We start from the raw sequence: 22,477 nt of genomic DNA on the forward strand, positions 1-22,477 counted from the left end.
TGGGGCGCGAACCGAATCCTTGGCGTGATTCCGTTCATTCAGGGCGGCGAAACCAAGCTGTTCCGAGAAGCAAGACCGGCTTGGAAACCCCTTTTAACACCCTCAAACGTCTCTAAATCCTACCAAATCCTAAACGTCGGGGCTGATTTTGTGACATTCACGCAACACCGGTTTCTGAAAACCCTGCCCTGCGGCTCCAAACCGGATTTCTGAGTTGAACGGCAGATCGGGATGCGTATGGTCACAACTGCGAGCGGCTTCGGGCCGCACTGATTTGCATACCGCGGACGTCCAACCTCCGGCAGGAAGCAAATACAGAAATTATTCGCGGGGATAATGGCATCACTTTGATGCTGGCAAATTTGACTGATTTTGGAGGTCAGACATGAAACTCTTTAAGGGCATGATGCTCGGCGCTGCAGCCGTTGCTACCGCCACAACTGCTCAGGCAGCTGATCTTCCGGTTGCTCCGGAGCCGGTTGACTACGTACGTATCTGTGACGCTTACGGCGCTCGCTTCTTCTACATCCCGGGCACCGAAACCTGCCTGCGTGTAGGTGGTCGTGTTCGTGCCGACTACGGCATCTCTGACTTCGGCAACGACGGCCCGAACTCTTGGGACTCCAAGGCTGACGATAGCCTGCGTTTCCGTGCTCGTGGTTACATCCGCCTCGACGCTCGTACACAGACCGAATTCGGCCTGCTGCGCACCTACACCGACGTTTGGTTCACTTCCAACAACTCCAACTTCGGTTCCGCTGGCGGCAACACTGAGCTTTGGGACGCATTCGTCCAGCTCGGCGGCTTCACCTTCGGTCGTACCGGTTCTTTCTTCGACTACTGGACTGGTGAATCCTGGGGTTCCCGCATCGGTCAGGGTCTTGACTCCCGTGCAAACCTCGCAGCTTACACCGCTACCTTCGGTAACGGCCTGTCTGCAAGCGTCTCTCTCGAGTCCAACACCGGTGAGCGCTCCCCGAGCACTTACATCGGCGGTTACTCCCGCGGTGGCTTCCGCTACCCGGCTCTCGTTGCCAACGTGAACGTAGTTCAGGGTTGGGGCGGCGCTCAGTTGATGGGTGTTGTTAAAGCTAACCGTGCCTCCACAGCTCCGGTTGACTCTGAGACCGGTTGGGCGATCGGTGCATCTGCACGCTTCAACCTGCCGATGCTCGGCTCCAACACTGGCCTCGGCCTTCGCGCTGTCTACGCTGACGGTGCAATCGGCTACATCCACGAAGCATACGGTTCCTACGACGCGACCCTCAATGCTGCTGGCACTGGCCTGTCCAACTCCACCGGTTGGGGCGTTGCAGCTGGTATCACTCACTACTGGACCCCGACCATCTACACCGCGGTTCAAGGTCAGTACTGGGATATCGACGCTCTGAACAACGTCAACGACCTGTCCGCTTGGTCCGCACACGCGACCCTCGGCTGGACACCGGTCTCCGGTCTCGTAATCGGTACTGAATTCGAATACCGTGACGAAGACTTCGGTGGCGGCGCTACCGACAACCAGGACATGACTGTTACCTTCCGCGTACAGCGCACGTTCTAATCAATCCTTATCATAAGGTTTGATGGAAAACCCGGCGGAAACGCCGGGTTTTCTTTTTGCCCAGAACAACCTGCGGCAAAGAAAAAGCCGGGACTCAAACGGGTCCCGGCTTTTTCTGTTTTGTTTGGCGCAACGGCCAGACGAATACGGGGATTGTCAGACCTTGCTCAAAAATTCTCCGATACGCTCATGCGTCTCGCTGTCCCATAAAACAGGCGCATGACCCTGGCCTGCAACCGTGTGAAGCACAGCGTTCAAATGGCTATCCACCATCCTTTGCGCAGTGTCTTCTCCCAAAAGGTCTGATTTTTCACCGCGAATGACCATGACTGGCCTGTCTTTCAAGAATTCATAAAGCGGCCAAAGATCGGGAACCGGAGCGCCGTCATCAAGACTTGCAAATTGATGCCCAAGCGCCGGATCGTAGTCGAGCACAACCTTTCCATCCTTCTCAGAGGCAACTTGGCCCGCCATTTTCAGCCAATCGTCAGCTGAAAACACCGGAAACTGCATTCCGAGCATGTGCCGGAGCGAGCCAGCGACATCATCAAGGGACGCGTAGGACATGTTGCGGCCAAGTGTTGCCGCAATCCGATGGATGGCCCGCATCTCGATATGCGGCCCGATGTCATTGAAAATCACGGCGGCCAGCCGGTCGGGTGGGTACCGGTGGGCCATTGCGAGCGCATGCAGCCCGCCCCGGGATGTGCCCAAAACCGCAAAACGATCGAGTTTAAACGCCTGGATCGCGGCATCGATGTCCTTTTCCTCAACGGGAAGCGCATAGTTCTGCCACTCCGGGTCCCAATCACTGTCGCCGCGTCCGCGATAATCGAGGGCGATAACACGGTGACCCTGGCTTTGAAGAAATGCTGCGATCTCATTGAAGTCGCGTGTATTTCTCGAAAGGCCGGGAAGGCACAGGACGGTGACTTTTTCGTCTTCCTGCGCGGACTTTGGCACGGGCCATTCTTTTGCCGCCAGCGTCAGTCCGTCCGGGCTTTGATAGGTCAAGCTGACCGGAGCGCTGGATGGGACAGCGTGCGGCGGTTCCTCTGGTGCAAGCGTCAAGGCGGTTCTCCCTAGGATATGTTGTGTTTTTTGAAAGATAACTGGAGCGCGCGGCGGCTGCCATAGGAAGATTGCTTAAACGACACACCCACTAGGTGGGTGAAATCCGAACCAATGGTGCAACAGCCGCAAGAAAAGCGAAATTGAGCCTTCTAAACAGCAGTTGCAGGATTGCCGGAAGCGGGCCGGGTGAGTATGTTGCGCCTCCGTTAGAACTCTTTGGGCATTCGTCCCAAACTTAGCCACGTACTGCCGATCCAAAAGGAAACCGAGATGTTTAAAGGCTCCATCCCAGCGCTTATCACGCCCTTCAAGGACGGTGCGCTTGATGAGAAACGGTTTCAGGAGTTCGTGGATTGGCAGATTAAGGAAGGCTCCACTGGCCTCGTTCCGGTCGGAACCACTGGTGAGAGCCCGACACTTGGCCACGATGAACACAAGCGTGTCATCGAGCTCTGCATTGAAGCTGCCAGCGGCCGTGTTCCGGTGATCGCCGGCGCAGGCTCGAACAACACGATCGAAGCGATTGATTTCGCCCAACACGCTGAAAAGGCGGGTGCGGACGCGCTTCTTGTAGTGACACCCTACTATAACAAACCGAACCAGGCGGGCCTGAAGGCGCACTACAGGGCGATCAATGATGCTGTCGGGATTCCGATCATAATTTACAACATTCCGGGGCGGTCAATCATCGACATGACACCGGAGACCATGGCCGAGCTCTTTGAGACCTGCGACAACATCAAAGGTGTAAAGGACGCAACTGCGGACATGGCAAAGGTTTCGCGGCAGCGCCAGCTGTGCGGTCCGGATTTCATTCAGCTCTCCGGTGAAGATATTTCTGCGTTGGCTTTCAATGCACATGGCGGGGCGGGCTGCATTTCGGTAACAGCCAATGTCGCACCGCGGCTGTGTTCGGAGTTTCAGGCTGCGACACTTGCCGGTGATTACGCGAAGGCGCTTGAGTATCAGGACCGTCTCGCACCGCTTCATCGGGCCTTGTTCCTTGAACCGAGCCCAACAGGGGCCAAATATGCCTTGTCGCTTTTGGGTAAGATCGACGAAGAGCTGCGGTTGCCGCTCGTTCCGATTTCCGAAGGCACGCAGGCAGAGGTCCGCAGCGCGTTGTCGCATGCAGGTCTGATCAACTAATACAAAGAAGGGCGTGCTGCGGCGCGCCCCAGGAATACGCTTATGGCTCCGAAAAAAGGGGGGCATCCGGGCCGGACAATCATCTCCGACAACCGGAAGGCCCGGTTCAATTACGAGATCGAAGACACGCTGGAAGCCGGCATCGAGCTGAAGGGGACGGAAGTCAAATCCCTTCGCACGGGCAAGGCGAATATCGGCGAGTCCTACGCTGCCGAGCACAAGGGCGAGATCTGGATCTACAACGTCTATATCCCGGAGTATTTGCAGGGGAACCGGTTCAACCATGAACCGCGCCGTCCGCGGAAGCTGCTTTTGCACAAGCGCGAAATCGGTAAACTGGCCGGAGCCGTTCAAAAAGACGGCAAGACGATTGTTCCGCTCAAGCTCTATTTCAATGAGCAGGGGCGGGCGAAACTGGAACTGGCCCTGGCGCGCGGCAAGAAACTTCATGACAAGCGCGAGACGGAGAAAAAACGCGACTGGCAGCGTGAGAAGTCTCGTTTGATGAAGAATTTTTCCTAAAGCGGTTGTTCATAAATCGAGTTGGCTCTCGGCCACGGCGTGTGGAACAGCCTGTCTATAACCTGTTGCTAGCGTGTGGATAAGTTGTGGGTAGACCACTGTTGATCACCTGTGCGCAGCTTGTAGAGTTGTGGAGAACTCTGCTCTAGCGAATAGCAACTTTGCTGGCATCTAGTTCTCTAACACAGTGTTTCCAGAACCTTGCGGGTTTTGTCCGGAATTGGAACCGGGCGCCGGGTTTGCCTGTCAACATGGATATGAACAAAGCGGCCATGGGCGGCCGTTGATTTGTCTCCCCCGGAAAACAGACCGACCCGGAAAACCACTGAGCTCTTGCCGATCTGTTCTATTCTGAGGCCAGCTGAAACAATGCTCGGGAACAGCAGCTCCGCAAAAAAGTTGCAGCCCGTCTCAGCAACAAGAAATACGGTTTCTCCGCGCACCGGATCCAGCAGACCATTTTCGATATACCAGCTGTTCACGGCTGTATCGAAGTAACTCAGGTACTGGACATTGTTGACATGACCATACATGTCCACATCCATCCACCGGGTGGGGATTTCCAGAAAACTTCCGAAATCTGACCGTTGCAGTGGTTTTGCGCGCTCAGGCGCTGAAGTTTTGTTTGCCGTCATAGGGCCGCCGCGTAGATGTTGAAGGCATCCGTCTCGGTGACTTCACGCGGATTGTTCACCAGAAGCCGGGTCTGTTTCATGGCATCACTCGCCATTTTCGGCAGATCCTTTTCAGAGATACCAACTTCACTCAAACGGGTCTGCAGGCCGAGTTTTTCCGTAAGCGCGGCGAGACGCCTGGCAAAGGCATCCGCGCGCTCGTCGGCGCTGGCAAGTTCGATCAGATCCGGAAACAGTGCAGGGGCAAGGTCCGCGTAGGTGGGGGCGGCAACCGCATTGTTGAATTCAAGCACATGCGGGAGGACCAGTGCGTTCGAAAGCCCGTGCGGTACATGGAACGTCCCGCCTATCGGGTAGGCGAGGGCATGCACAGCCGCAACCGGCGAATTGGCAAACGCCATTCCGGCAAGTTTCGAGCCGAGCAACATGCCGCCACGGGCGCTCACATTGGTGGGATCTAACACGGCAGTTTCAATATTAGCACCGAGCAGCTTCAGTGCCTCGACCGCAAGCGTGCGCGACAACGGATTGTTGTTGGCGGACTTTGAAGCATAGGCTTCGATCGCATGCACCATGGCATCCACACCGGTGGCAGCAGTCACATGAGCCGGCAAGCCAAGGGTCAAAAGCGGATCGAGAACGGCCAAATCTGGCAAAAGGTGTGGGGAAACAACACCGCGCTTTTCATCTGCCCCAACAGTGATGATCGAGATTGGCGTGACTTCAGATCCGGTGCCGGCTGTGGTCGGGATCAAAATGAGGGGAAGGCGCGGCCCTTTGGCGTTGCCGATACCCCAGGCATCATTGAGATCTTCGCCGCTGCCGAGCAACAGGGCGACCAGTTTGGCAACATCCAGAGAGGAGCCGCCGCCAAACCCGATGATTGAGGTCGCGCCATGGTCCTTGGCCGCCGCAACAGCCTCTTCAACCAGTTTTTGCGGCGGATCTGCAACGACTTCAGAAAAGCGGTCAATCTGGTATCCTGCGGCGGTCAGGCTTGCTTCACACGCTTCTTGCAGTCCGAGAGAGACGATCCCCGGATCAGTGATCAGAAAGGGCCGCGCACCCAGAAAATCCGCCGCATGTCGGTATAGCGCCGCTGCGGCGCAATTTTCAAAGACAATCCGTTCGCTGGTATTAAATGTAAACGCCGCGACCATATTCCCTCCCGATTTTTTGCAAGTGTGCATAACAAAACCGGCCGCGTCGAGGGGCAATTGGTCGGGACCATGAAACGCACGGGTCAAAGAGCTTATCCGTGCATCTTCGCACCTTTGGAAATCTTGTCGGCGGTCTTTTTGTCCGCGTGAAAAGCAATGCCGGCGACCTTTGCGCCATCTGGAGTATGCTCTGCAAAGACCGCGCGGTTGGCGCTGTCGTGGCCGGTTGAGAACATTTCTTCGATGTAAAGGCTCGATTGGACTTGCCGGTCAAGCGTGCGCCGGTGGATCTTCTTCAACGTATCTGCATTGGCAGCCAAAACGATCACAGGTTGGACGCTCATCGGATGATAGACATTGCCGTCCGCATCTTGGTAAGGCATTCCGATGATGTCTGGCTTGGCAGCGGCGACGCCGGTGGACAAGAATGCAGTGACGTTCAGCTTCTGCCACATGGCCAAGTCTTCGCGGACGACGATGACGAATTTGGTATCGAACATGAATGAAAATTCCAGAATGGGATTTGAGGAAAGGCGAGAGACGGCCAGCCTAAGCGGTGCGGCCGGAAACGGTCTTGAACGTTTGTGCAAAATCGGTCGGGACGGCATTCGCGTAGCGCCGACTGAAGCCGGGATTGAGCGGATCGAAGCCAATTTCCAGGGCAACGGCTTCTCGCCTCACCGTCATGATACCTATGCCATTGGCCTGACATTGCACGGCGTGCAGCGGTTCAAATATCGCGGTGCGGAGCGGGCGTCCTGTCCCGGTCAGGTGATCGTCATCCACCCGGATGAAGTTCATGATGGTGGGGCCGGAACAGAGACCGGCTTGCGCTACAGGATGATGTATATCCCGCCGGAAATGATTGCGGAGGCGCTTGGCGGGACGGCGCTGCCCCACGTTGCGACTCCCGTTCTGACGGATCCAGTGTTTCAGAGGAGCCTGATCGAAGCCTTGCAGGATCTCGACGGTGAAATGGGGGACTTGAGGGTTTCTGGTCTTCTGGCAGATCTGGCCAGTTGTTTGAGCCGCTTCTCAGATGATGCACGACCCGTCCGGCGAGCGCTCGACTGGCCGGTTCTGAAAGCTTGCGCTGAGTTTTTGAAAGAACATGCGGCCGATCCGATTGACTCGAGTGATCTGGAAGCAGTCTCAGGTCTGGACCGGTTTGCGCTGTCCCGCCAGTTCCGAGCGGCCTTTGGAACGAGTCCGCACCGGTATCTGGTCATGCGCCGTTTGGAGCGGGTGAAGAGCGGCCTTGCGGGTGGCGAATGTCTTGCGGCAGCGGCCACGGCCGGTGGCTTTGCAGACCAAAGCCACATGTCCCGTCATTTCAAACGTGCGTTTGGCATGTCACCTGGAAAATGGCGGCAGTTGAATGCCGCCAGCTTGGCTTAAAGCGTCTTCGGCCCAAACTTGTTCGAGCGCGGGAACCCGGTCGGGGGCAGGCGGCCTGCCTGGCCGCGGTCGCCGAGCCATTCGGAAAGCTCCTCCAGCGAGCGGGTGAAGCTGCGCCCGGAACTGTCGGTCCAGGTCAGACCGTCTTCGCCTTTGAACACGCGGATGTCAGAGACATTGCCATCCCGGTAGCGCTGCAGGCGGACACCGCGGCCGCGGCCCATCTGAGCGATTTGCGCGAGCGGGAACACAAGAAGCTTCCGGTTCTCGCCAATGATCGCAACATGATCGCCGGTCGCATCGACACACAAAGCAGCTTCAGCCGGTGCTGTGAGGTTCAAGACCTGTTTGCCCTTCCGGGTGTTGGCAACGACATCATCTTCACTGACGACAAAACCGCGGGCTTCGTTGTTGCTGAGGAGAAGGTTCCGTCCGGGTTTGTGAACGAAGGCGCTGACGACATCCTGTGCCTCGTCCATTTCCACCATCAAACGGATCGGCTCGCCATGGCCACGTCCGCCCGGCAGGCGGTCCGCACCGAGCGTGAAGAACTTGCCGCCGGTGGAGAAGACCAGGATCTTGTCGGTCGTCTCCGCATGGAAGGAGAGCTTCAGCTTGTCGCCTTGCTTGAAGGAAAGGCTCGAAAGGTCCGCCTGGTGGCCCTTGAGTGCCCGGATCCAGCCTTTTTCAGAGATGATGACCGTAATCGGTTCTTTTTCGATCATCGCCTGCTGGATGTCGACCAGATCCGCTTCCGGGGCTTCCGCCTTGTCCGTGCGGCGTTTGCCGATGGCTGTTTCCGGGCCATAGACCTTGGCGATTTCGCCGATTTCCTTGGAGATCTTGGTCCACTGGCGCGCATCGGATCCAAGCAGTTTGGTCAGCTGATCCTTTTCATCCGTCAGCTTGTCGTGTTCCTTGCGGATCTCAATCTCTTCCAGCTTGCGCAAGGACCGTAGACGCATGTTGAGGATCGCTTCGGCCTGGACGTCGGTCAGCTCGAAGGTGCGGATCAGCGATGCTTTGGCGTCGTCTTCCTCGCGGATGATGCGAATGACTTCGTCAAGGTTGAGATAGGCGATCAGATAGCCGGCCAATACTTCCAGCCGGTGATTGATCTGGCCAAGCCGGTGTTCGGAGCGGCGAACAAGGACGACCTTGCGGTGGTCCAGCCACTCCCGCAGCACCTGCTTGAGGCCCATCACCATCGGGACCTTGCCCATGGAAAGAACGTTCATGTTCAGCGAGAACCGGTTTTCCAGATCCGTCAGCTTGAACAGGGATTCCATGAGTATGTTGGCATCGACGTTCTTGGAGCGCGGCACCAGAACGATCCGGATGTCTTCCGCGGATTCGTCGCGCACATCATCAAGAAGCGGCAGCTTTCGGGCGGTCAGAAGCTCGGCGATCTTTTCGATTAACCGTGACTTTTGAACCTGATAGGGGATCTCGGTGACGACAATCGCCCATTGTCCCCGGCCAAGCTCTTCCACTTCCCAACGGGCCCGCACCCGGAAGCTGCCACGCCCCGTCGCGTAGGCCTCGCGGATAGAGCCCTGATCGGAAACAAGAAGCCCTCCGGTCGGGAAGTCCGGGCCTTTGATGTGCTCTAGAAGCTCATCGACTTCAGCACCCGGGTTCTTGATCAGATGCTGACAAGCGTTGCAGAGTTCAAAGGCATTGTGCGGCGGGATCGAGGTCGCCATGCCGACTGCAATACCGGACGAACCGTTGCCGAGAAGGTTCGGGAACCCGCCTGGAAGGACGATCGGTTCCTTGTCTTCGCCGTCGTAGGTTTCGCGCCAATCGACCGCATCCTCGTCCAAACCGTCGAGAAGACGTTTGGCGGTGTCGGTCATGCGGGCTTCGGTGTACCGCATGGCCGCAGCGTTATCGCCGTCAACATTGCCGAAGTTGCCCTGACCATCGATCAACGGATAGCGTTGTGCAAAGTCCTGGGCCAGGCGGACCAGCGCATCATAGACCGCTTGGTCCCCGTGGGGGTGATACTTACCGATGACATCGCCGACGACGCGGGCGCATTTCTTGAAACCCTGGCCTGGATCCAGCTTCAAAAGCCGCATTGCGTAGAGCAGGCGCCGGTGCACCGGCTTCAGGCCATCACGAACGTCAGGCAGAGCCCGGTGCATGATGGTTGACAATGCGTAGGCCAGGTAGCGCTCTTCCAGCGCGTCCTTCAGGTTGATGCCTTCAATGCCGCTTGGCGGCGGTGTCACTTCTTGTCCCATAGTTGTTTGCCTACCGGCTTCCGCGAAGCAGTTCAATCAACCGGCGCGCACATAGGGATCAAAACCGCAGATTTTCAACGGTTTTCCGCATCATACACAGGCAGCAGCAGGTGCGGTTTGAGTTCAAATTCGAGCGCTCACCGCAACCGTGTTAGTTTGAAGTAGTGTTTCGGTTTTAAATGCGACCATTAGTTGTTCTTTTACCGTAAAAATAACAATGAAAAAGGCATTATGGTGTTTTTAACACCTCGGATCGAGGCTGTCTGAGAAGTTGCCCGAAATGTAACGAGCAGGATTGTCGACGATCATCGGTATGAACAGAGTTTCCAGCCCTTTTTCTGGTTTGAAGTCCGCACTGTCCACTTGGTTGCTGGATGACAGCCAGGACATTGAAGTTGCAAAAGCGCAGTATGAATCGACACGGCGCCAGGCCCCTTTTCTCTACATCATCCGGTTCATCTGCGCTTGGACCATTGCGTTCACGCAAATCAGTTACGCGCCACTTTGGTTGGTCCTGATCTATCCAATTTGCACAACAGTCTGGTCCTATTGCCGTATTCGCCGTCTTTGGTCCGCACCAAAATCACCTCCGAGAACTTTGGAGGCCTTGATCGTCTGGCGGAAGAGAACACAGATCATCGCAGCCCTGGCCCCCTCCATTTTTACAGTCTGGGCTTTGGTGCTGTTTCCCTATGGAACTGCGTTTTCGCAGGTTCAGATTTTCCTGGCGATCCTTGTCGGCAACCTGAGTGCCTTGTTCAGCCTGACGCATCTGCGCTCAATCGCAGTCACCAACGCGGTTTCCAGCACAGGCATCTACACACTCTTCTTCAGCTGGTACGGGGACCCTGCCTATCAATTGATGGCACTCTTTGGGGTGGCGGTTACATTCTTCGTGGCGCTGATTGAAATGAACACCTATCGGGACTTCATTTCGCTCATCAAAACCGGCACGCGCTTTAAAGAGCAAAGCCATAATCTTGAGCAGAAACATCGGGAAACCAAAAAACTGAATGCGCTGAATTACCAGCTCGCCACCACTGATCATCTGACCGGTGTCGCAAACAAGCGGTTTTTCCGGCAAGAACTGGACCGGCAGCTTCGGGCCGCGAATGCATCGGGAGAGCGTTTCGGTCTGTGCATCTTCGACATCGGCGGCCTTAAATCGATCACTGAGATTTACGGACTGGATGCCGGAGACCAGGTGTTAAAGGAAGTTGCCCGCCGCCTAGCCGGCATGGAAGGTGAAGGGGTGTTCGTTGGCCGGGTCGGCGGCGACGAATTTGGACTCTTCGGGACCTGCGATCCTGAAAAGTATCAAAGGGTGGAAGCGGCGTTTGAGTTCCTGATCGAGCAACCGGTTGAAACGAAACAGGGCCGCTTCCGGCCCAACTATTCCGCCGGGATAGCCCACTCCAACGGGGCTGTCACATGTGCGACGGAATTGTTTGAACGGGCTGATTTTGCCCTTTCCACCGCCCGCGAAAACCGCAAGGAAACCTCTGTTTCCTATGATGCGTGCCTTGATGCCCGCCGGTCCCGGGACACCGAGATCCTGTCAGCGTTGCTCGATGAAGAGACCAGAGACGGTCTCCACCTGGCGTTTCAGCCGATCATCGATATTCGAAACAATTCAATCCTCGGCGTTGAGTGCCTCGCGCGTTGGCATCATCCTCAACTTGGCCACGTCGCACCGGTCGACTTCATCCCGCTCGCCGAACGGTCCGGTGTGATCAATCAGATCAGTCTTGATCTGTTCGAAAAGGCTTTGTTTCAGGCCAAGACATGGCCGGAAAGCCTTCGACTGTCGTTCAACCTGTCGGCGTCCAACTTGTCTTCAAGACGTTTCATCGTTGAGTTTTTGAGGATCTTCAAGCAATCCGGGATCGACCCTCAGCGGTTGAGCTGTGAAGTGACCGAAACGTCCGTCATGTGGGACTTCAAGGAAACACGCCGCGCGCTGGACACCTTGAAGGAAGCCGGCGTCCGGATTTCCCTGGATGATTTCGGAACCGGGTACTCGAGCCTTTTCCACGTGCATCGCTTGCCGCTCGACTGTATCAAGATCGACCGCAGTTTTGTGTCTAACCTTTGTCCGGGAAGTACCGGCTATGGCATCGTGAAATCACTCTTGGCACTCAGCCGGGACATGGCAATCTCGTGTGTGGTCGAGGGTGTTGAAACGGAAGAAGAATTGTCTGTTCTGAAAGACCTCGGGGCATCATTCGTCCAGGGCTATCTCTTCTCAAAACCGCTCAATGCTCCGGAGTTGGCACAGCTTCTGGCAACGGGATTATCGGATCGCGTAGCCCCTTCAATCGACGGGCTTCCAAGAGCCAGCTGATTTGGGTTCAGCGTCAAAAATTCCAAGGGAATTCAGTTCTATAGCGTTTTTCCAGCGCATTCGTCAGAAGTGCACGCGTGCCGCTGTCAGTGATGTTGCGCTCGCCAAGCTGCCGGTCGAGAAAGAAGCCGGTTAGTTGAAATCCTTGGGTGACATCTTGCCAGGTTAATTCGGTCCCGGCTTGCCGCTGTCCCTCCAGCAAAAACGATGGCAGGGGGAGCAGCTTGTCATGATAGGGCCGCCCGGCCTCCCGGCTCACAGCGCGGGAAGAGCGCGGCGAGACATAGGCAAGGTCGTCGGTCGTTCCGGTCGCGGCACAGGAGGTCAGATCCAGACCGGCCCCCAGTTCCTGAAGCAATTCCAGCTCAAAGCGGATCATGAGAGCAGCAGCCGCATCGCTCGCATCAAGGTGATCCAGCACAACACTCAGCGCGCCATAGATACGCGGGTAGGGATGGCGTTCCGGGAGAAGCCGGACCAGAACGGCAAGGTGTTGAACGGCAGCCAATCCAATTCCACTGTTCATCAGATCAGCAGCACGGGCCGTGTGTGGTTCTATCTGGAATTGCCCGAGGTGATCGGAGAGCCGGGCTTTCCAGGTGAGAGACAATTCATTGCCGGGCTGCAACGCAGGGCGGTGGCGCTTTGACCTGCCACCACGAACAAGGCCGAGGTGACGGCCGCGATCTGCGGTCATCACTTCCAGTATGACGTCGTTTTCGCCGTGCTTGCGGGTGGTTAGCACCACACCGTGTCCGCTCCATTCCAACGCGACTGTCCCTTGCTCAGGCCGACGCTAGACCGTGCCGGATTCGCGTACAGAAGGCCAACTACTTTGGAAACTCCAGCCCCATTTCCCGGTAGCGCTCGGGATCATCGGCCCAGTTTTCACGCACCTTAACAAACAGGAACAAATGCACTGGTGCTTCGATGATGTCCGAGATCTCGCTGCGCGAGGCCTGGGAGATCTGCTTGATCGTTTGGCCCTTCTTGCCGAGCACAATGCTCTTCTGGCTGTCGCGCTCTACATAGATGGTCTGCTCGATGCGGGCGGATCCGTCCTTCTTCGTTTCCCAACGCTCGGTCTCGACCGTCGAAATGTAAGGCAACTCCTGGTGTAGCCGTTCAAACAGCTTTTCGCGGGTGATTTCCGCAGCGAGAATGCGAAGCGGCAGGTCGGACGGCTGGTCTTCCGGATACAGCCACGGGCCATCCGGGACCTTTGAGGAAAAGTAGTCCAGGATCTGCTGCGTGCCGTCGCCGGTCAGCGCGGAGATCATGAAAGTTTCTTCAAACTCAATGTGTTCATTGGCCGCTTGCGCTATCTTCAACAGCTTCTCCCGATTGGCCACATCGGTCTTGTTCAGGATCAGCACCTTTGGGGCCGTCTGACCTTTGAGACGCTTGAGGATGGATTCCACCTCCTCATCGATGCCCTTCCGGGCGTCGATCAGAAGGGCGATGACATCGGCATCGCGCGCACCGCCCCAAGCGGTATCGACCATCGCCCGGTCGAGCCGCCGTTTGGGCTTGAAGATGCCAGGGGTGTCGATGAACACAATCTGTGCAGTGCCGTTCATCGCCACACCGCGTACGATCGAGCGGGTGGTTTGCACCTTGTGCGTGACGATCGAGACCTTTGTTCCGACCAGCTGGTTGATCAGCGTCGACTTTCCGGCATTCGGCGCGCCGATCAGAGCGACAAAGCCGGCCTTCGTGTCTGACGGCATTGTCCCCAGCGGGTCGGGCAGGGGAATATCGAAGCGGCCTTTCGGCGCGACAAACTCTGTACCTTCGTCGTCGGTCTCAAAGTCTTCTGGTTCGTTTGAGGTATCGTCGCTCAAAGTCGTTCAGTCCTTCCACACGCCTTCGCGGCGCAGCACCGCCTCGGCGGCGTGTTGTTCGGCAATCCGTTTAGACCCGCCTTTTCCCTCACCGTTCTTCAGGCCCTGCACAATGACGGACACTGTAAAGCTCGGTGCGTGGTCCGGGCCTTCCCGGCTGGCAACTTCGTAGCGCGGCGTTGGCAGGCTCTTGGATTGGGCCCACTCCTGCAACGTAGTCTTTGCGTCCCTCAAAGGGCCGGTCCAGGATAGCATACGCGGCTCCCAAAGGCGCCGGACGAATGCATCTGCGGTGTCAAAGCCGCCATCGAGATAGATTGCGGCAATGATCGCTTCGCAGATATCTGCAAGGAGGGCCGTCTTCTTCCGTCCGCCGGTCTGAGCCTCTGCCTGACCGATCCGCATGGCATCACCGACGCCGAGTTCGCTGGCGATCTCCGCGCAGGTTTCGCGTTTGACCATGTGATTGAACCGGCGGGCCAGCTCGCCCTCATCTGCCTTTGGGAAATGGTGATGGAGCATGGAGGCGACCACCAACCCGAGCACACGGTCACCAAGAAACTCAAGCCGTTGGTAACTGCCCGCCACAGTATCGGCCGGATCAAGCGCGCTCGCATGGGTCAAAGCGACCCGGAGGAGCTCCAGATCCTCGAATTCGTAAGCCAGCGCGGCCTTCAGCGCTGCGATGGGGTTTTGTTTTTTGTCTTTTGTCATATCGTTGGTCCGGTGCTGGTCACCGGACACTGCCACTCAAGAAGAGCCTCAAAGGCCCCGGCCGATGCGGTCCCAACGGACTGTCCATGGCCATGTCCAGATTTGCCAGGCCGGCGTGCCGTCACCGATGGAGAAGAACAGGATTTCTGCCCGGCCGATAAAGTTTTCATAAGGAACATAGCCAACCCGGCTGAGGACACGGCTATCAACCGAATTGTCTCTGTTGTCACCCATCATGAAATAATGCCCTTCCGGCACCGTGTATTCACGAGTGTTGTCCAGTTGGCCGCGGTCCGTGATGTCCAGTGTGTCGTAGCTCACACCATTGGGAAGAGTTTCGCGGTAGCGCGGAACCCGGCGCACAGCGCCAGAAGAGGACTCTTCGATGTAATCGTCGATCCTGACCCGCGGGACAGCTTCCCCGTTGATATGAACGACGCCATTGATCATCTGAACGGTGTCGCCCGGCAGGCCAATGACCCGCTTGATGTAATCAATGGAAGTATCCGTCGGCAGCTTGAAGACCGCGATATCGCCGCGCTCCGGTGCCGCATCCCAGACGCGGCCAGAAATCGGCGCAAGACCAAACGGGAAGGAATAGCGCGAATAGCCGTAGCTGAACTTCGAAACGAACAGGTAATCGCCGATCAGCAACGTGTCCTTCATCGACCCGGAAGGGATATTGAAGGGCTGAAAGAGAAAAGTCCGGACGACAAGGGCGATCAGAAGGGCCTGGATTATGACTTTTACGGTCTCGTAAACGCCGCCTTCCTTATCTTTTCCGTTTTCGGTCACGCTCATGCTGTCCCTAAAGTTGTTCTCTAAAGTCCGCCGGAGCCGGTGCCCGGATATCGGCCACTCTTAGCCGGTTGCGGCCAGTGAAGCAATCAATAGCCAAAGGTTCGCTGTTATGCTCACGAGGAAGTTGTTGATGGGGGCTCCGGCCAGTCTTCCGGCCACGCAGAAATGACAACAAAGGCCTGCGCCAAAGGAAAATCGTCGGTGATGGTCAGGTCGATGGTTGCCTTGAAACCTTCCGGGACCATGGCGTTCAGCCGGTCTGAGGCGCCGCCGGTCAGGCTGATGGTCGGTTTTCCGGACGGTAGGTTCACGACCCCCATTTCCCGCCAGGCGACACCCATTCGAATTCCGCTGCCCAGTGCCTTGGAGCAGGCCTCTTTGGCTGCAAACCGCTTGGCGTAGGACGCTGCCCTTTGTGCGCGCCGATCGGACTTGGCCCGTTCCACTTCAGTGAAGACCCGATTGGTGAAACGCTCGCCAAATCTGTCCAGGGTCTTCTCGATCCTGCGAATGTCGATGAGGTCACTGCCAATGCCCAAAATCATGTTTGGTCAATTCCGTTCGTTCCGTTCAGGCCGCTTATGTAAGGTGGGATCCCGTCAGCTGCCAGGGTCCTCGTCAAAGGAGCGGTTCGGCGGCGGGAACAGACGCTTGTTCCGGGCATCAAGTGTGACCTTCCGGCGCCGCTGATACACCTCAACGCTCTTATAGACGATAAAATACGAAACCGTGCCGAGCACCAGACCCATGGGCACCGCGCCGATGAACATGGGTTTGACCATGGGCAACAGCGAATCGAGTGATTTGGCAAAGAGCGAGCTTTGGAACTGCGCATGGACCGCATGAGGGTCAGCATCCGGGGCCTGACCATAAAGCACCCACTGACCGATCTTGTAGGTAAACGCCCAAATGAACGGAAAGGTGAGTGGGTTGCCGATCGATGTGCCCAGCGCCGCCGCAATCATGTTACCGCGAAGGACCCAAGCCAGTGCGAAGGCTGTCAGAAAGTGAAAGCCAATCAGAGGCGTACACGACGCAAATGCCCCGGCTGCAAAGCCAATGGCAATCGCATGAGGCGTTGCCGTCAACCGCAGGACACGCTTGCCGAAATAACGTGTCGACCGGGCCCAGCTGTGCCGCGGCCATACAGCTACACGAAGGCGCTCGACATGTGTTGGTCTATTACGGCGGCGGAACAGCATGTGGCGGCGTCAAATCCTCTCAGTCACACTTTTAATCAGGCGAGGCCCCGGCTGCCCGGTTTGACGGCCGGCAGCGCGGCAAGTTCCGGCGGCAGGTTGTCCGGTTCGTAGGCCGGAACCTTGTAATCCGCCAGAGCGATCACCGGAACCCCTGCATCTGCCTCACCGCCGGACCGGTCGATCAGGCAAGCAACAGCAAGAACTTCAGCACCAAGTGCTTTCAGAGACGTTACCGTTTCGCGGCTGGAGAGCCCGGTAGTGACAATATCTTCAACAATGATGACCCTTGCGCCTTCCGGCATTTCAAACCGGCGCAAACGGAACTCACCGTCTTCCCGCTCGACCCACATTGCCGGCACATCAAGATGCCGTGCAGTTTCATAACCCGGAATAAGTCCGCCAAGGGCTGGGGAAACAACAAAATCCAGAGGCCCAAGATCCGATGCCTGGATCTTCTCAGCAAGCGCCTTGCATAGGATTTCCGTCTTGTCCGGGTACATGAAAACCCGCGCCTTTTGCAGGAAGATCGGGCTGCGAAGGCCGGAAGTCAGGATAAAATGTCCTTCGAGGATGGCGCCGGCATCGCGGAAAACGGACAGCACGTCGTCACGTGTCATAAAGCGGGTCCTTTTGACTTGATCAGTTCGGTCAGCCGTTCACCCGGCTTACACTGGAGACATTCGGTTTGGAACGGAGTTGATTAATGATGCGGTTCAAATGTTTCAAATCCCACACTTCCAAATCAATCAACATTTGATGAAAATCCGGTGCGCGTTGAAGCATTTTGACGTTATCGATGTTGCCACTATTCTCGCCAATGACCTGCGCGATCGTTGCTAGTGATCCGGGCTCGTTGGCAGCGGAGATATCAAGCCGCGCCGGAAACCGCTCAGGATTGTTGACGTCAATATCCCAGCGCACGTCAACCCAGCGCTCAGTCTCGTCGTCATATTCTTTCAGGGCAGGCGATTGTATCGGATAGATGGTCAGCCCGCCGGATGAGGTCAAGATCCCGACAATGCGATCACCAGGCACAGCGCCGCCATCTGGCGCAAAGCTGACCGGGATGTCGCCGGACAAGCCCCGAATTGGCAGCGCGTTGGTATCTGACCAATCATCGCCGTCCTCAACGATTGCACCGGCAAGCCCTGTTGGAGGGATGCGAAACTTGAGACCATGGCCTTGTTTAAGGTCAAACCAGCCTTCGCCGGACGGCGGTCCTGAAATGGCGACACGTTCATCCTGGTAATCGGGATGGGCGGTTTTCAATACGGTCTGGGCGCTGAGATCGCCCCGGCCAACCGCGGCCAAGAGATCTGCAACGCTGTTTTGGTGATGCGTATCTAAGACCGCCTCAAGAAGGTCTTCAGAATAACTCTTGTCGGCACGTGCAAAGGCGCGTTTGAGAATATGCTCGCCCAGCGCGCCGTATTGCTTGCGCACCGATTCCCGTGTTGCCCGGCGGATCGCGGCACGCGCTTTTCCGGTCACGGCAATCGCTTCCCAAGCCGGCGGCGGTGTTTGCGCTTGCGACCGGATGACCTCAACCTCATCGCCGTTGTGGAGCGCAGTGACCAGCGGCATGATCTTTCCGTTGATCTTGCAGCCGACGCAGGTGTTGCCGATATCCGTGTGCACCGCATAAGCGAAATCGATCGGCGTCGCGCCGCGCGGCAGGGCAATCAGACGCCCTTTCGGTGTGAAGCAGAAGACCTGATCGTGGAAGAGTTCCAGTTTCGTGTTTTCAAGAAACTCTTCTGGTGTGTCCCCTTGGGCCAGAAGCTCTGTGGTCCGGCGGAGCCATTCAAACGCGCGGCAATCCTCAGTGTGATTGGCAATGTTCCGCCCGCCGAATTCACCGTCCTTATAGAGCGCGTGTGCGGCAATCCCGTATTCGGCGACCCGGTCCATATTCACTGTGCGGATTTGAAGCTCGACCCGTTGGCGGGACGGGCCCACAATCGTCGTATGCAGCGACTTGTAGTCGTTTTGCTTCGGAGTGGAGATGTAATCCTTGAACCGGCCCGGAACCGTCGGCCAGGTCGTATGAATGACACCGAGTACCCGGTAACAGGCTTCCAAGGTGCCAACGGTCACCCGGAAGCCGTAGATATCCGACAGCTGTTCAAACCCGATCGCCTTGCGCTGCATCTTGCGGAAGATAGAGTAAGGGCGTTTTTCGCGGCCTTTGACCAGCGCGGCCATGCCTCTTTCCGACAAGCGCTCGGTCAGGGTCGTCTCAATGTCGAGAATCAGATCCTTGTTGCGCTCTCTGAGGTCTTCCAGACGTTCGTTGATCGTCTCATAAGCTTCCGGATTGAGCGTATGGAAGGAGATGTCCTCCAGCTCTTCCCGCATGTCATGCATGCCCATGCGGCCAGCGAGCGGCGCATAGATCTCCATGGTTTCTTCCGCGATCCGGCCGCGCTTGTGCTCCGGCATGTGATGGAGAGTGCGCATGTTGTGCAGGCGGTCGGCGAGCTTCACCAACAGGACACGGACATCATCTGCGATTGCGAGCAGAAGTTTTCTGAAATTCTCCGCCTGCTTTGCTTTCCGGGACACCAGATCCAGGCGGCTGATCTTGGTCAGGCCATCGACGAGTTTGCCGATCTCTTCTCCGAACAGAGAATCGATCTCAGTGCGGGTCGCGTCCGTATCTTCGATGGTGTCGTGAAGCAGCGCAACGGCAATCGTCGCATCATCCAGGCGCAAATCCGTAAGGATCGCAGCAACTTCCAGAGGATGAGAAAAATAGGGGTCACCAGAGGCCCGCATTTGCGAGCCGTGTTTTTGCATGGCGTAGACATAAGCCTTGTTGAGCAAGGCTTCGTCGGCATCGGGGTTGTAGCGGGTGACACGCTCAACCAATTCATATTGACGCATCATGGTCGAGACTGACCCATGCAACCGCCAACATACAAGGCGGAACTGATTAGCTGCGGCCAGAGCGCCAGGTCAGTCCAGCAACGCTCCAGCCATGAGAATGATATCAAATATCGTCGGTCCGCTCAGGCGGTACAAGGCCTTCCAGGCCGCGCAGAAGATCTTCTTCTGTCATGCGGTCGAACTCGACGGCACTGTCGTCAACGGTGTTGACCTGAGTGACCTGCTGTTGACCTGGAACGGCCACAACCGGAACAGATTCGGCTTCTGGCTCATCCACTTCAACGAATTTTTGAAGCGAGTGAATCAGATCTTCTTTCATGTCTTCAGGGCTGACGGTCTGTTCGGCGATTTCACGCAGAGCGACAACAGGATTCTTGTCGTTGTCGCGATCGATCGTCAACGGAGAACCACTGGAAATCATGCGAGCGCGATGCGCAGCAAGCAGCACCAGCTCAAACCGGTTTTCGACCTTGTCGATACAATCCTCGACGGTCACGCGCGCCATACGACGTCTCCATAGCTTTAGGAACAAGAACTCCAAGCGTATAGTGATGCCCTTGGCAAAAAGCAACCCCTTGTCGAAAATCCGGGGAGACGGCGGAAATTATACAAAAATCCGGTTATTTTTTCACAGCCTGCGCGCCATAGCCGTTGCGGCTTGGAGAGGAGATAGTGTACGCCAGTCCTTAGCGCCCTATAACTAAAAAGGCGTTCTAGAAGAACTAAAAATAATCTGATCACGCGAATGGCGAGAAAGCGGCCAGTGATCGGAAGTTATATGCGGTCATTTTGTTTTTGTTCCGTGAGGTTCCTTTGGTGGGAAGGAAACTCGGGTCAGCGGTCTCAAACAGGATGCGCATACCACTTAGAAGGGTTTCAATATAAATGTTTGATGCACGAGAAAAGGTTGCCTTGTTCATCGACGGTGCAAACTTGTATTCGACTGCCAAGGCCATCGGCTTTGACATCGATTACAAGCGTCTGCTGAAGGAATTTCAAGGCCAGGCCTATCTGTTGCGTGCCTACTATTATACGGCGCTGATTGAGGATCAGGAATATTCCTCCATCCGCCCGTTGATCGATTGGCTCGACTACAATGGCTATAAGGTCATCACGAAGCCTGTGAAGGAGTTCGTTGACAGTGCGGGACGCCGCAAAGTCAAAGGGAATATGGATATCGAGCTTGCTGTTGATGCCATGGAACTTGTGGAATCCGTGGATCACATCGTGCTCTTCTCCGGTGACGGCGATTTCCGATCACTGGTCGAAGCGCTTCAGCGCAAAGGCCGCAAGGTCAGTGTTGTATCGACCTTGAAAACACAGCCGCCGATGATTGCCGATGATCTGCGTCGGCAGGCCGATCACTTCATCGATCTAGCAAGTCTTGCCAACAAAATCGGCCGGGATCCGTCCGAACGTCCTCAGCGCCCTCCGATGCCGGAGGTCGATGACGAGGATGACGACGACGATTACTAAGAGCGGTTAGATGCCGGTCCATGATGTTCAGGCTACGCCCGTCGATCCGCCTCTGGATTGCCGGGCGTGCCCTCGTTTGGTTGAATTTCGGGAAGGTCTTCAGGCCGAGCATCCCGAATGGTTCAATGCGCCGGTGCCGTCCTTTACGTCACCAGACCCTAGATTGCTTGTCATTGGACTGGCGCCGGGCATGCGCGGTGCCAATGCGACCGGGCGCCCATTCACCGGCGACTATGCCGGTGATCTCCTCTACAAGACCATGTTGGATTTCGGTTTCGCCGAAGGGACGTACAAAGCGCGGCCGGACGATGGATTGGTGCTGACTGACGCGCTGATTACAAACGCCGTGCGCTGTTTGCCGCCGCAGAACAAACCAACTGGACCCGAAATCAAGACCTGCCGGCCGTACTTGTTGTCGACACTAGCAGCCAACCGGTCTATCCGGGCGGTCTTGGCACTTGGTCGGATTGCGCACGAGACGTTTTTGACCGCCTTGGAATTGAAACGGGCTCAATTCCCGTTTTCACACAATGGGCGTCATGAACTTCCGGGAACGGATCTTGTCTTGTTCGACAGTTACCACTGCTCCCGGTACAACACGAATACGGGGCGTTTGACCGAAGACATGTTCCGCGATGTCTTCACGTCGATCCGTCAGCACATTCCTTAGAAAGCATCAGTCTTTTGTTGAATCGCCGGGCCCACTCGGCGCGTCGACTGTCGTCCAGCCGTCCGGCCCGAGATGTTCTTGTGGCCGGAAGCGCGCCTTGTACGCCATCTTGACCGAGCCATCGACCCAGTAACCGAGATAGATGTAGGGCAGGCGGAGTTTTCGCGCACGCTCGATGTGATCGAGAATCATATAGGTGCCGAGCGCGGTCTCAGTGAAAGCGGGATCGTAGAAGGAGTACACCATCGACAGGCCATCGCTGAGTTGGTCGCTCAAAGCAACGCCAAGCAGCGGCCCAGTCCCGGCGCCTGTTATGAATGTATCCGGTCCGCGTTTGCGATACTCGATCACCATCGTCTCGACATGCGTATCCTCCACCATCATGGCGTAATCGAGAATACTCATCTCGGTCATGCCGCCGTCTTCGTGGCGCGCCTGCAGGTAATCGCGAAAAAGATCATATTGTTCAGCCGATGGACTCGGCGGAAGGCGGGCTCCTATGACATCCGCCCCGGATTTCCAAACCCTCTTGAGTGATTTGGTCCACTTGAAGTCGTCGACGCGAACACGAACGGAGACGCAAGCTTGGCAGTTCTCGCAGGCCGGGCGGTAAGCGATGTTCTGGCTGCGCCGGAAACCACCTTGTGTGAGCACTTCGTTGAGCGCGGGCGCGCCGTGGCCGACGAGATGCGTGAACACCTTGCGCTCCTGCAAGCCCTCAAGATAGGGGCAGGGCGCGGGGGCAGTCAGATAAAACTGCGGATGGTCGGTCGGGTGGCGTGTCACCAG

At 56.6% G+C, this 22,477-nt stretch carries 22 protein-coding genes; 7 read left to right on the forward strand and 15 right to left on the reverse strand.

Annotated features, from left to right (window positions below):
• The first annotated feature begins 385 nt into the window (after positions 1-385).
• Positions 386-1,561 (forward strand): porin, encoded by a 1,176-nt coding sequence (locus tag RBB44_RS07215; RefSeq protein WP_209173402.1) that lies wholly within the window; start codon positions 386-388, stop codon positions 1,559-1,561.
• Between the two features lie 156 nt (positions 1,562-1,717).
• On the opposite strand, the gene RBB44_RS07220 is transcribed toward RBB44_RS07215, so the two are convergent.
• A complete protein-coding gene (locus RBB44_RS07220) occupies positions 1,718-2,632 on the reverse strand; it encodes an alpha/beta fold hydrolase (protein WP_306146721.1) in 915 nt (304 codons plus the stop codon).
• A 273-nt stretch (positions 2,633-2,905) separates the two neighbouring features.
• Here RBB44_RS07220 and dapA point away from each other — a divergent pair, with 273 nt between their 5' ends.
• Together dapA and smpB are read left to right on the forward strand one after the other, a co-directional pair.
• The gene (dapA, locus tag RBB44_RS07225; protein ID WP_306146722.1) at positions 2,906-3,784 is read left to right on the forward strand and encodes a 4-hydroxy-tetrahydrodipicolinate synthase; all 879 of its coding nucleotides are present in this window, start codon (positions 2,906-2,908) and stop codon (positions 3,782-3,784) included.
• A 42-nt stretch (positions 3,785-3,826) separates the two neighbouring features.
• Positions 3,827-4,306: an SsrA-binding protein SmpB gene (smpB, locus tag RBB44_RS07230; RefSeq protein ID WP_133950617.1), complete on the forward strand. Its 480-nt coding sequence runs from the start codon at positions 3,827-3,829 to the stop codon at positions 4,304-4,306.
• Positions 4,307-4,485: 179 nt separating this feature from the next.
• Here the strand turns inward: smpB and RBB44_RS07235 are convergent, their stop codons facing one another.
• From RBB44_RS07235 to RBB44_RS07245, 3 genes are all read right to left on the reverse strand, one after another.
• The gene (locus tag RBB44_RS07235; RefSeq protein WP_306146723.1) at positions 4,486-4,941 is read right to left on the reverse strand and encodes a thioesterase family protein; all 456 of its coding nucleotides are present in this window, start codon (positions 4,939-4,941) and stop codon (positions 4,486-4,488) included.
• Entirely contained in the window at positions 4,938-6,101 is a 1,164-nt protein-coding gene (locus RBB44_RS07240; protein WP_306146725.1) for an iron-containing alcohol dehydrogenase, read from the reverse strand. Before RBB44_RS07240 ends, RBB44_RS07235 begins: the two co-directional genes overlap by 4 nt.
• A 92-nt stretch (positions 6,102-6,193) precedes the next feature.
• Positions 6,194-6,601, reverse strand: a complete 408-nt coding sequence (locus RBB44_RS07245; RefSeq protein ID WP_306146727.1) for a DUF2000 family protein — start codon at positions 6,599-6,601, stop codon at positions 6,194-6,196.
• 16 nt (positions 6,602-6,617) lie between these two features.
• On the opposite strand from RBB44_RS07245, the gene RBB44_RS07250 reads away from it, so the two are divergent.
• Positions 6,618-7,499: an AraC family transcriptional regulator gene (locus RBB44_RS07250; protein WP_306146729.1), complete on the forward strand. Its 882-nt coding sequence runs from the start codon at positions 6,618-6,620 to the stop codon at positions 7,497-7,499.
• Here the strand turns inward: RBB44_RS07250 and parC are convergent.
• Entirely contained in the window at positions 7,496-9,748 is a 2,253-nt protein-coding gene (parC, locus tag RBB44_RS07255; protein WP_306146730.1) for a DNA topoisomerase IV subunit A, read from the reverse strand. The two genes, RBB44_RS07250 and parC, sit on opposite strands and share 4 nt — an antisense overlap.
• A gap of 295 nt (positions 9,749-10,043) precedes the next feature.
• On the opposite strand from parC, the gene RBB44_RS07260 reads away from it, so the two are divergent.
• On the forward strand, positions 10,044-12,092 hold the full coding sequence (locus RBB44_RS07260; protein ID WP_306146731.1) for a bifunctional diguanylate cyclase/phosphodiesterase: 2,049 nt from the start codon (positions 10,044-10,046) through the stop codon (positions 12,090-12,092).
• Between the two features lie 13 nt (positions 12,093-12,105).
• Here the strand turns inward: RBB44_RS07260 and recO are convergent, their stop codons facing one another.
• From recO to rpoZ, 9 genes are all read right to left on the reverse strand, one after another.
• Positions 12,106-12,861 carry a DNA repair protein RecO gene (gene recO, locus RBB44_RS07265; protein ID WP_306146732.1) on the reverse strand — a complete coding sequence of 252 codons (756 nt, stop codon included), beginning with the start codon at positions 12,859-12,861 and terminating at the stop codon, positions 12,106-12,108.
• 61 nt (positions 12,862-12,922) lie between these two features.
• Positions 12,923-13,822 carry a GTPase Era gene (era, locus tag RBB44_RS07270; RefSeq protein WP_209002498.1) on the reverse strand — a complete coding sequence of 300 codons (900 nt, stop codon included), beginning with the start codon at positions 13,820-13,822 and terminating at the stop codon, positions 12,923-12,925.
• Between the two features lie 120 nt (positions 13,823-13,942).
• The gene (gene rnc / locus RBB44_RS07275) at positions 13,943-14,650 is read right to left on the reverse strand and encodes a ribonuclease III (protein ID WP_306146734.1); all 708 of its coding nucleotides are present in this window, start codon (positions 14,648-14,650) and stop codon (positions 13,943-13,945) included.
• A 48-nt stretch (positions 14,651-14,698) separates the two neighbouring features.
• On the reverse strand, positions 14,699-15,451 hold the full coding sequence (gene lepB, locus RBB44_RS07280) for a signal peptidase I (RefSeq protein ID WP_133950597.1): 753 nt from the start codon (positions 15,449-15,451) through the stop codon (positions 14,699-14,701).
• Between the two features lie 113 nt (positions 15,452-15,564).
• Positions 15,565-15,996, reverse strand: coding sequence for a holo-ACP synthase (gene acpS, locus RBB44_RS07285; RefSeq protein ID WP_133950595.1), 432 nt, complete (start codon positions 15,994-15,996; stop codon positions 15,565-15,567).
• 54 nt (positions 15,997-16,050) lie between these two features.
• Complete coding sequence (locus RBB44_RS07290) at positions 16,051-16,653, reverse strand: DUF2062 domain-containing protein (RefSeq protein ID WP_306146737.1); 603 nt, start codon at positions 16,651-16,653, stop codon at positions 16,051-16,053.
• A gap of 35 nt (positions 16,654-16,688) precedes the next feature.
• Positions 16,689-17,270: an orotate phosphoribosyltransferase gene (gene pyrE / locus RBB44_RS07295; RefSeq protein WP_008189523.1), complete on the reverse strand. Its 582-nt coding sequence runs from the start codon at positions 17,268-17,270 to the stop codon at positions 16,689-16,691.
• 31 nt (positions 17,271-17,301) lie between these two features.
• Complete coding sequence (locus RBB44_RS07300; RefSeq protein WP_306146739.1) at positions 17,302-19,542, reverse strand: bifunctional (p)ppGpp synthetase/guanosine-3',5'-bis(diphosphate) 3'-pyrophosphohydrolase; 2,241 nt, start codon at positions 19,540-19,542, stop codon at positions 17,302-17,304.
• Between the two features lie 103 nt (positions 19,543-19,645).
• A complete protein-coding gene (rpoZ, locus tag RBB44_RS07305; protein WP_133950589.1) occupies positions 19,646-20,047 on the reverse strand; it encodes a DNA-directed RNA polymerase subunit omega in 402 nt (133 codons plus the stop codon).
• Between the two features lie 380 nt (positions 20,048-20,427).
• Here rpoZ and RBB44_RS07310 point away from each other — a divergent pair, with 380 nt between their 5' ends.
• Positions 20,428-21,018, forward strand: coding sequence for an NYN domain-containing protein (locus RBB44_RS07310; RefSeq protein ID WP_133950587.1), 591 nt, complete (start codon positions 20,428-20,430; stop codon positions 21,016-21,018).
• Positions 21,019-21,028: 10 nt separating this feature from the next.
• Positions 21,029-21,688, forward strand: a complete 660-nt coding sequence (locus RBB44_RS07315; RefSeq protein ID WP_306146740.1) for a uracil-DNA glycosylase — start codon at positions 21,029-21,031, stop codon at positions 21,686-21,688.
• A 6-nt stretch (positions 21,689-21,694) separates the two neighbouring features.
• On the opposite strand, the gene RBB44_RS07320 is transcribed toward RBB44_RS07315, so the two are convergent.
• Positions 21,695-22,474 carry an arginyltransferase gene (locus RBB44_RS07320; protein WP_133950583.1) on the reverse strand — a complete coding sequence of 260 codons (780 nt, stop codon included), beginning with the start codon at positions 22,472-22,474 and terminating at the stop codon, positions 21,695-21,697.
• Between the last annotated feature and the right edge of the window lie 3 nt (positions 22,475-22,477).

This window comes from Roseibium sp. MMSF_3247, from assembly GCF_030733765.1.
In the GTDB taxonomy this organism is placed as follows: Bacteria; Pseudomonadota; Alphaproteobacteria; order Rhizobiales; family Stappiaceae; genus Roseibium.

Excerpts from the sequence above, each read along its gene's own strand:
- RBB44_RS07315 (WP_306146740.1), top strand. The coding sequence starts at position 21,029 with ATGCCGGTCCATGATGTTCAGGCTACGCCCGTCGATCCGCCTCTGGAT.
- rpoZ (WP_133950589.1), bottom strand. The coding sequence starts at position 20,047 with ATGGCGCGCGTGACCGTCGAGGATTGTATCGACAAGGTCGAAAACCGG.
- parC (WP_306146730.1), bottom strand. The coding sequence starts at position 9,748 with ATGGGACAAGAAGTGACACCGCCGCCAAGCGGCATTGAAGGCATCAAC.
- RBB44_RS07240 (WP_306146725.1), bottom strand. The coding sequence starts at position 6,101 with ATGGTCGCGGCGTTTACATTTAATACCAGCGAACGGATTGTCTTTGAA.
- RBB44_RS07250 (WP_306146729.1), top strand. The coding sequence starts at position 6,618 with ATGGGATTTGAGGAAAGGCGAGAGACGGCCAGCCTAAGCGGTGCGGCC.
- acpS (WP_133950595.1), bottom strand. The coding sequence starts at position 15,996 with ATGATTTTGGGCATTGGCAGTGACCTCATCGACATTCGCAGGATCGAG.
- RBB44_RS07245 (WP_306146727.1), bottom strand. The coding sequence starts at position 6,601 with ATGTTCGATACCAAATTCGTCATCGTCGTCCGCGAAGACTTGGCCATG.
- pyrE (WP_008189523.1), bottom strand. The coding sequence starts at position 17,270 with ATGACACGTGACGACGTGCTGTCCGTTTTCCGCGATGCCGGCGCCATC.
- RBB44_RS07215 (WP_209173402.1), top strand. The coding sequence starts at position 386 with ATGAAACTCTTTAAGGGCATGATGCTCGGCGCTGCAGCCGTTGCTACC.
- lepB (WP_133950597.1), bottom strand. The coding sequence starts at position 15,451 with ATGAGCGTGACCGAAAACGGAAAAGATAAGGAAGGCGGCGTTTACGAG.
- RBB44_RS07290 (WP_306146737.1), bottom strand. The coding sequence starts at position 16,653 with ATGCTGTTCCGCCGCCGTAATAGACCAACACATGTCGAGCGCCTTCGT.
- RBB44_RS07310 (WP_133950587.1), top strand. The coding sequence starts at position 20,428 with ATGTTTGATGCACGAGAAAAGGTTGCCTTGTTCATCGACGGTGCAAAC.
- rnc (WP_306146734.1), bottom strand. The coding sequence starts at position 14,650 with ATGACAAAAGACAAAAAACAAAACCCCATCGCAGCGCTGAAGGCCGCG.
- RBB44_RS07300 (WP_306146739.1), bottom strand. The coding sequence starts at position 19,542 with ATGATGCGTCAATATGAATTGGTTGAGCGTGTCACCCGCTACAACCCC.
- dapA (WP_306146722.1), top strand. The coding sequence starts at position 2,906 with ATGTTTAAAGGCTCCATCCCAGCGCTTATCACGCCCTTCAAGGACGGT.
- smpB (WP_133950617.1), top strand. The coding sequence starts at position 3,827 with ATGGCTCCGAAAAAAGGGGGGCATCCGGGCCGGACAATCATCTCCGAC.
- RBB44_RS07235 (WP_306146723.1), bottom strand. The coding sequence starts at position 4,941 with ATGACGGCAAACAAAACTTCAGCGCCTGAGCGCGCAAAACCACTGCAA.
- era (WP_209002498.1), bottom strand. The coding sequence starts at position 13,822 with ATGCCGTCAGACACGAAGGCCGGCTTTGTCGCTCTGATCGGCGCGCCG.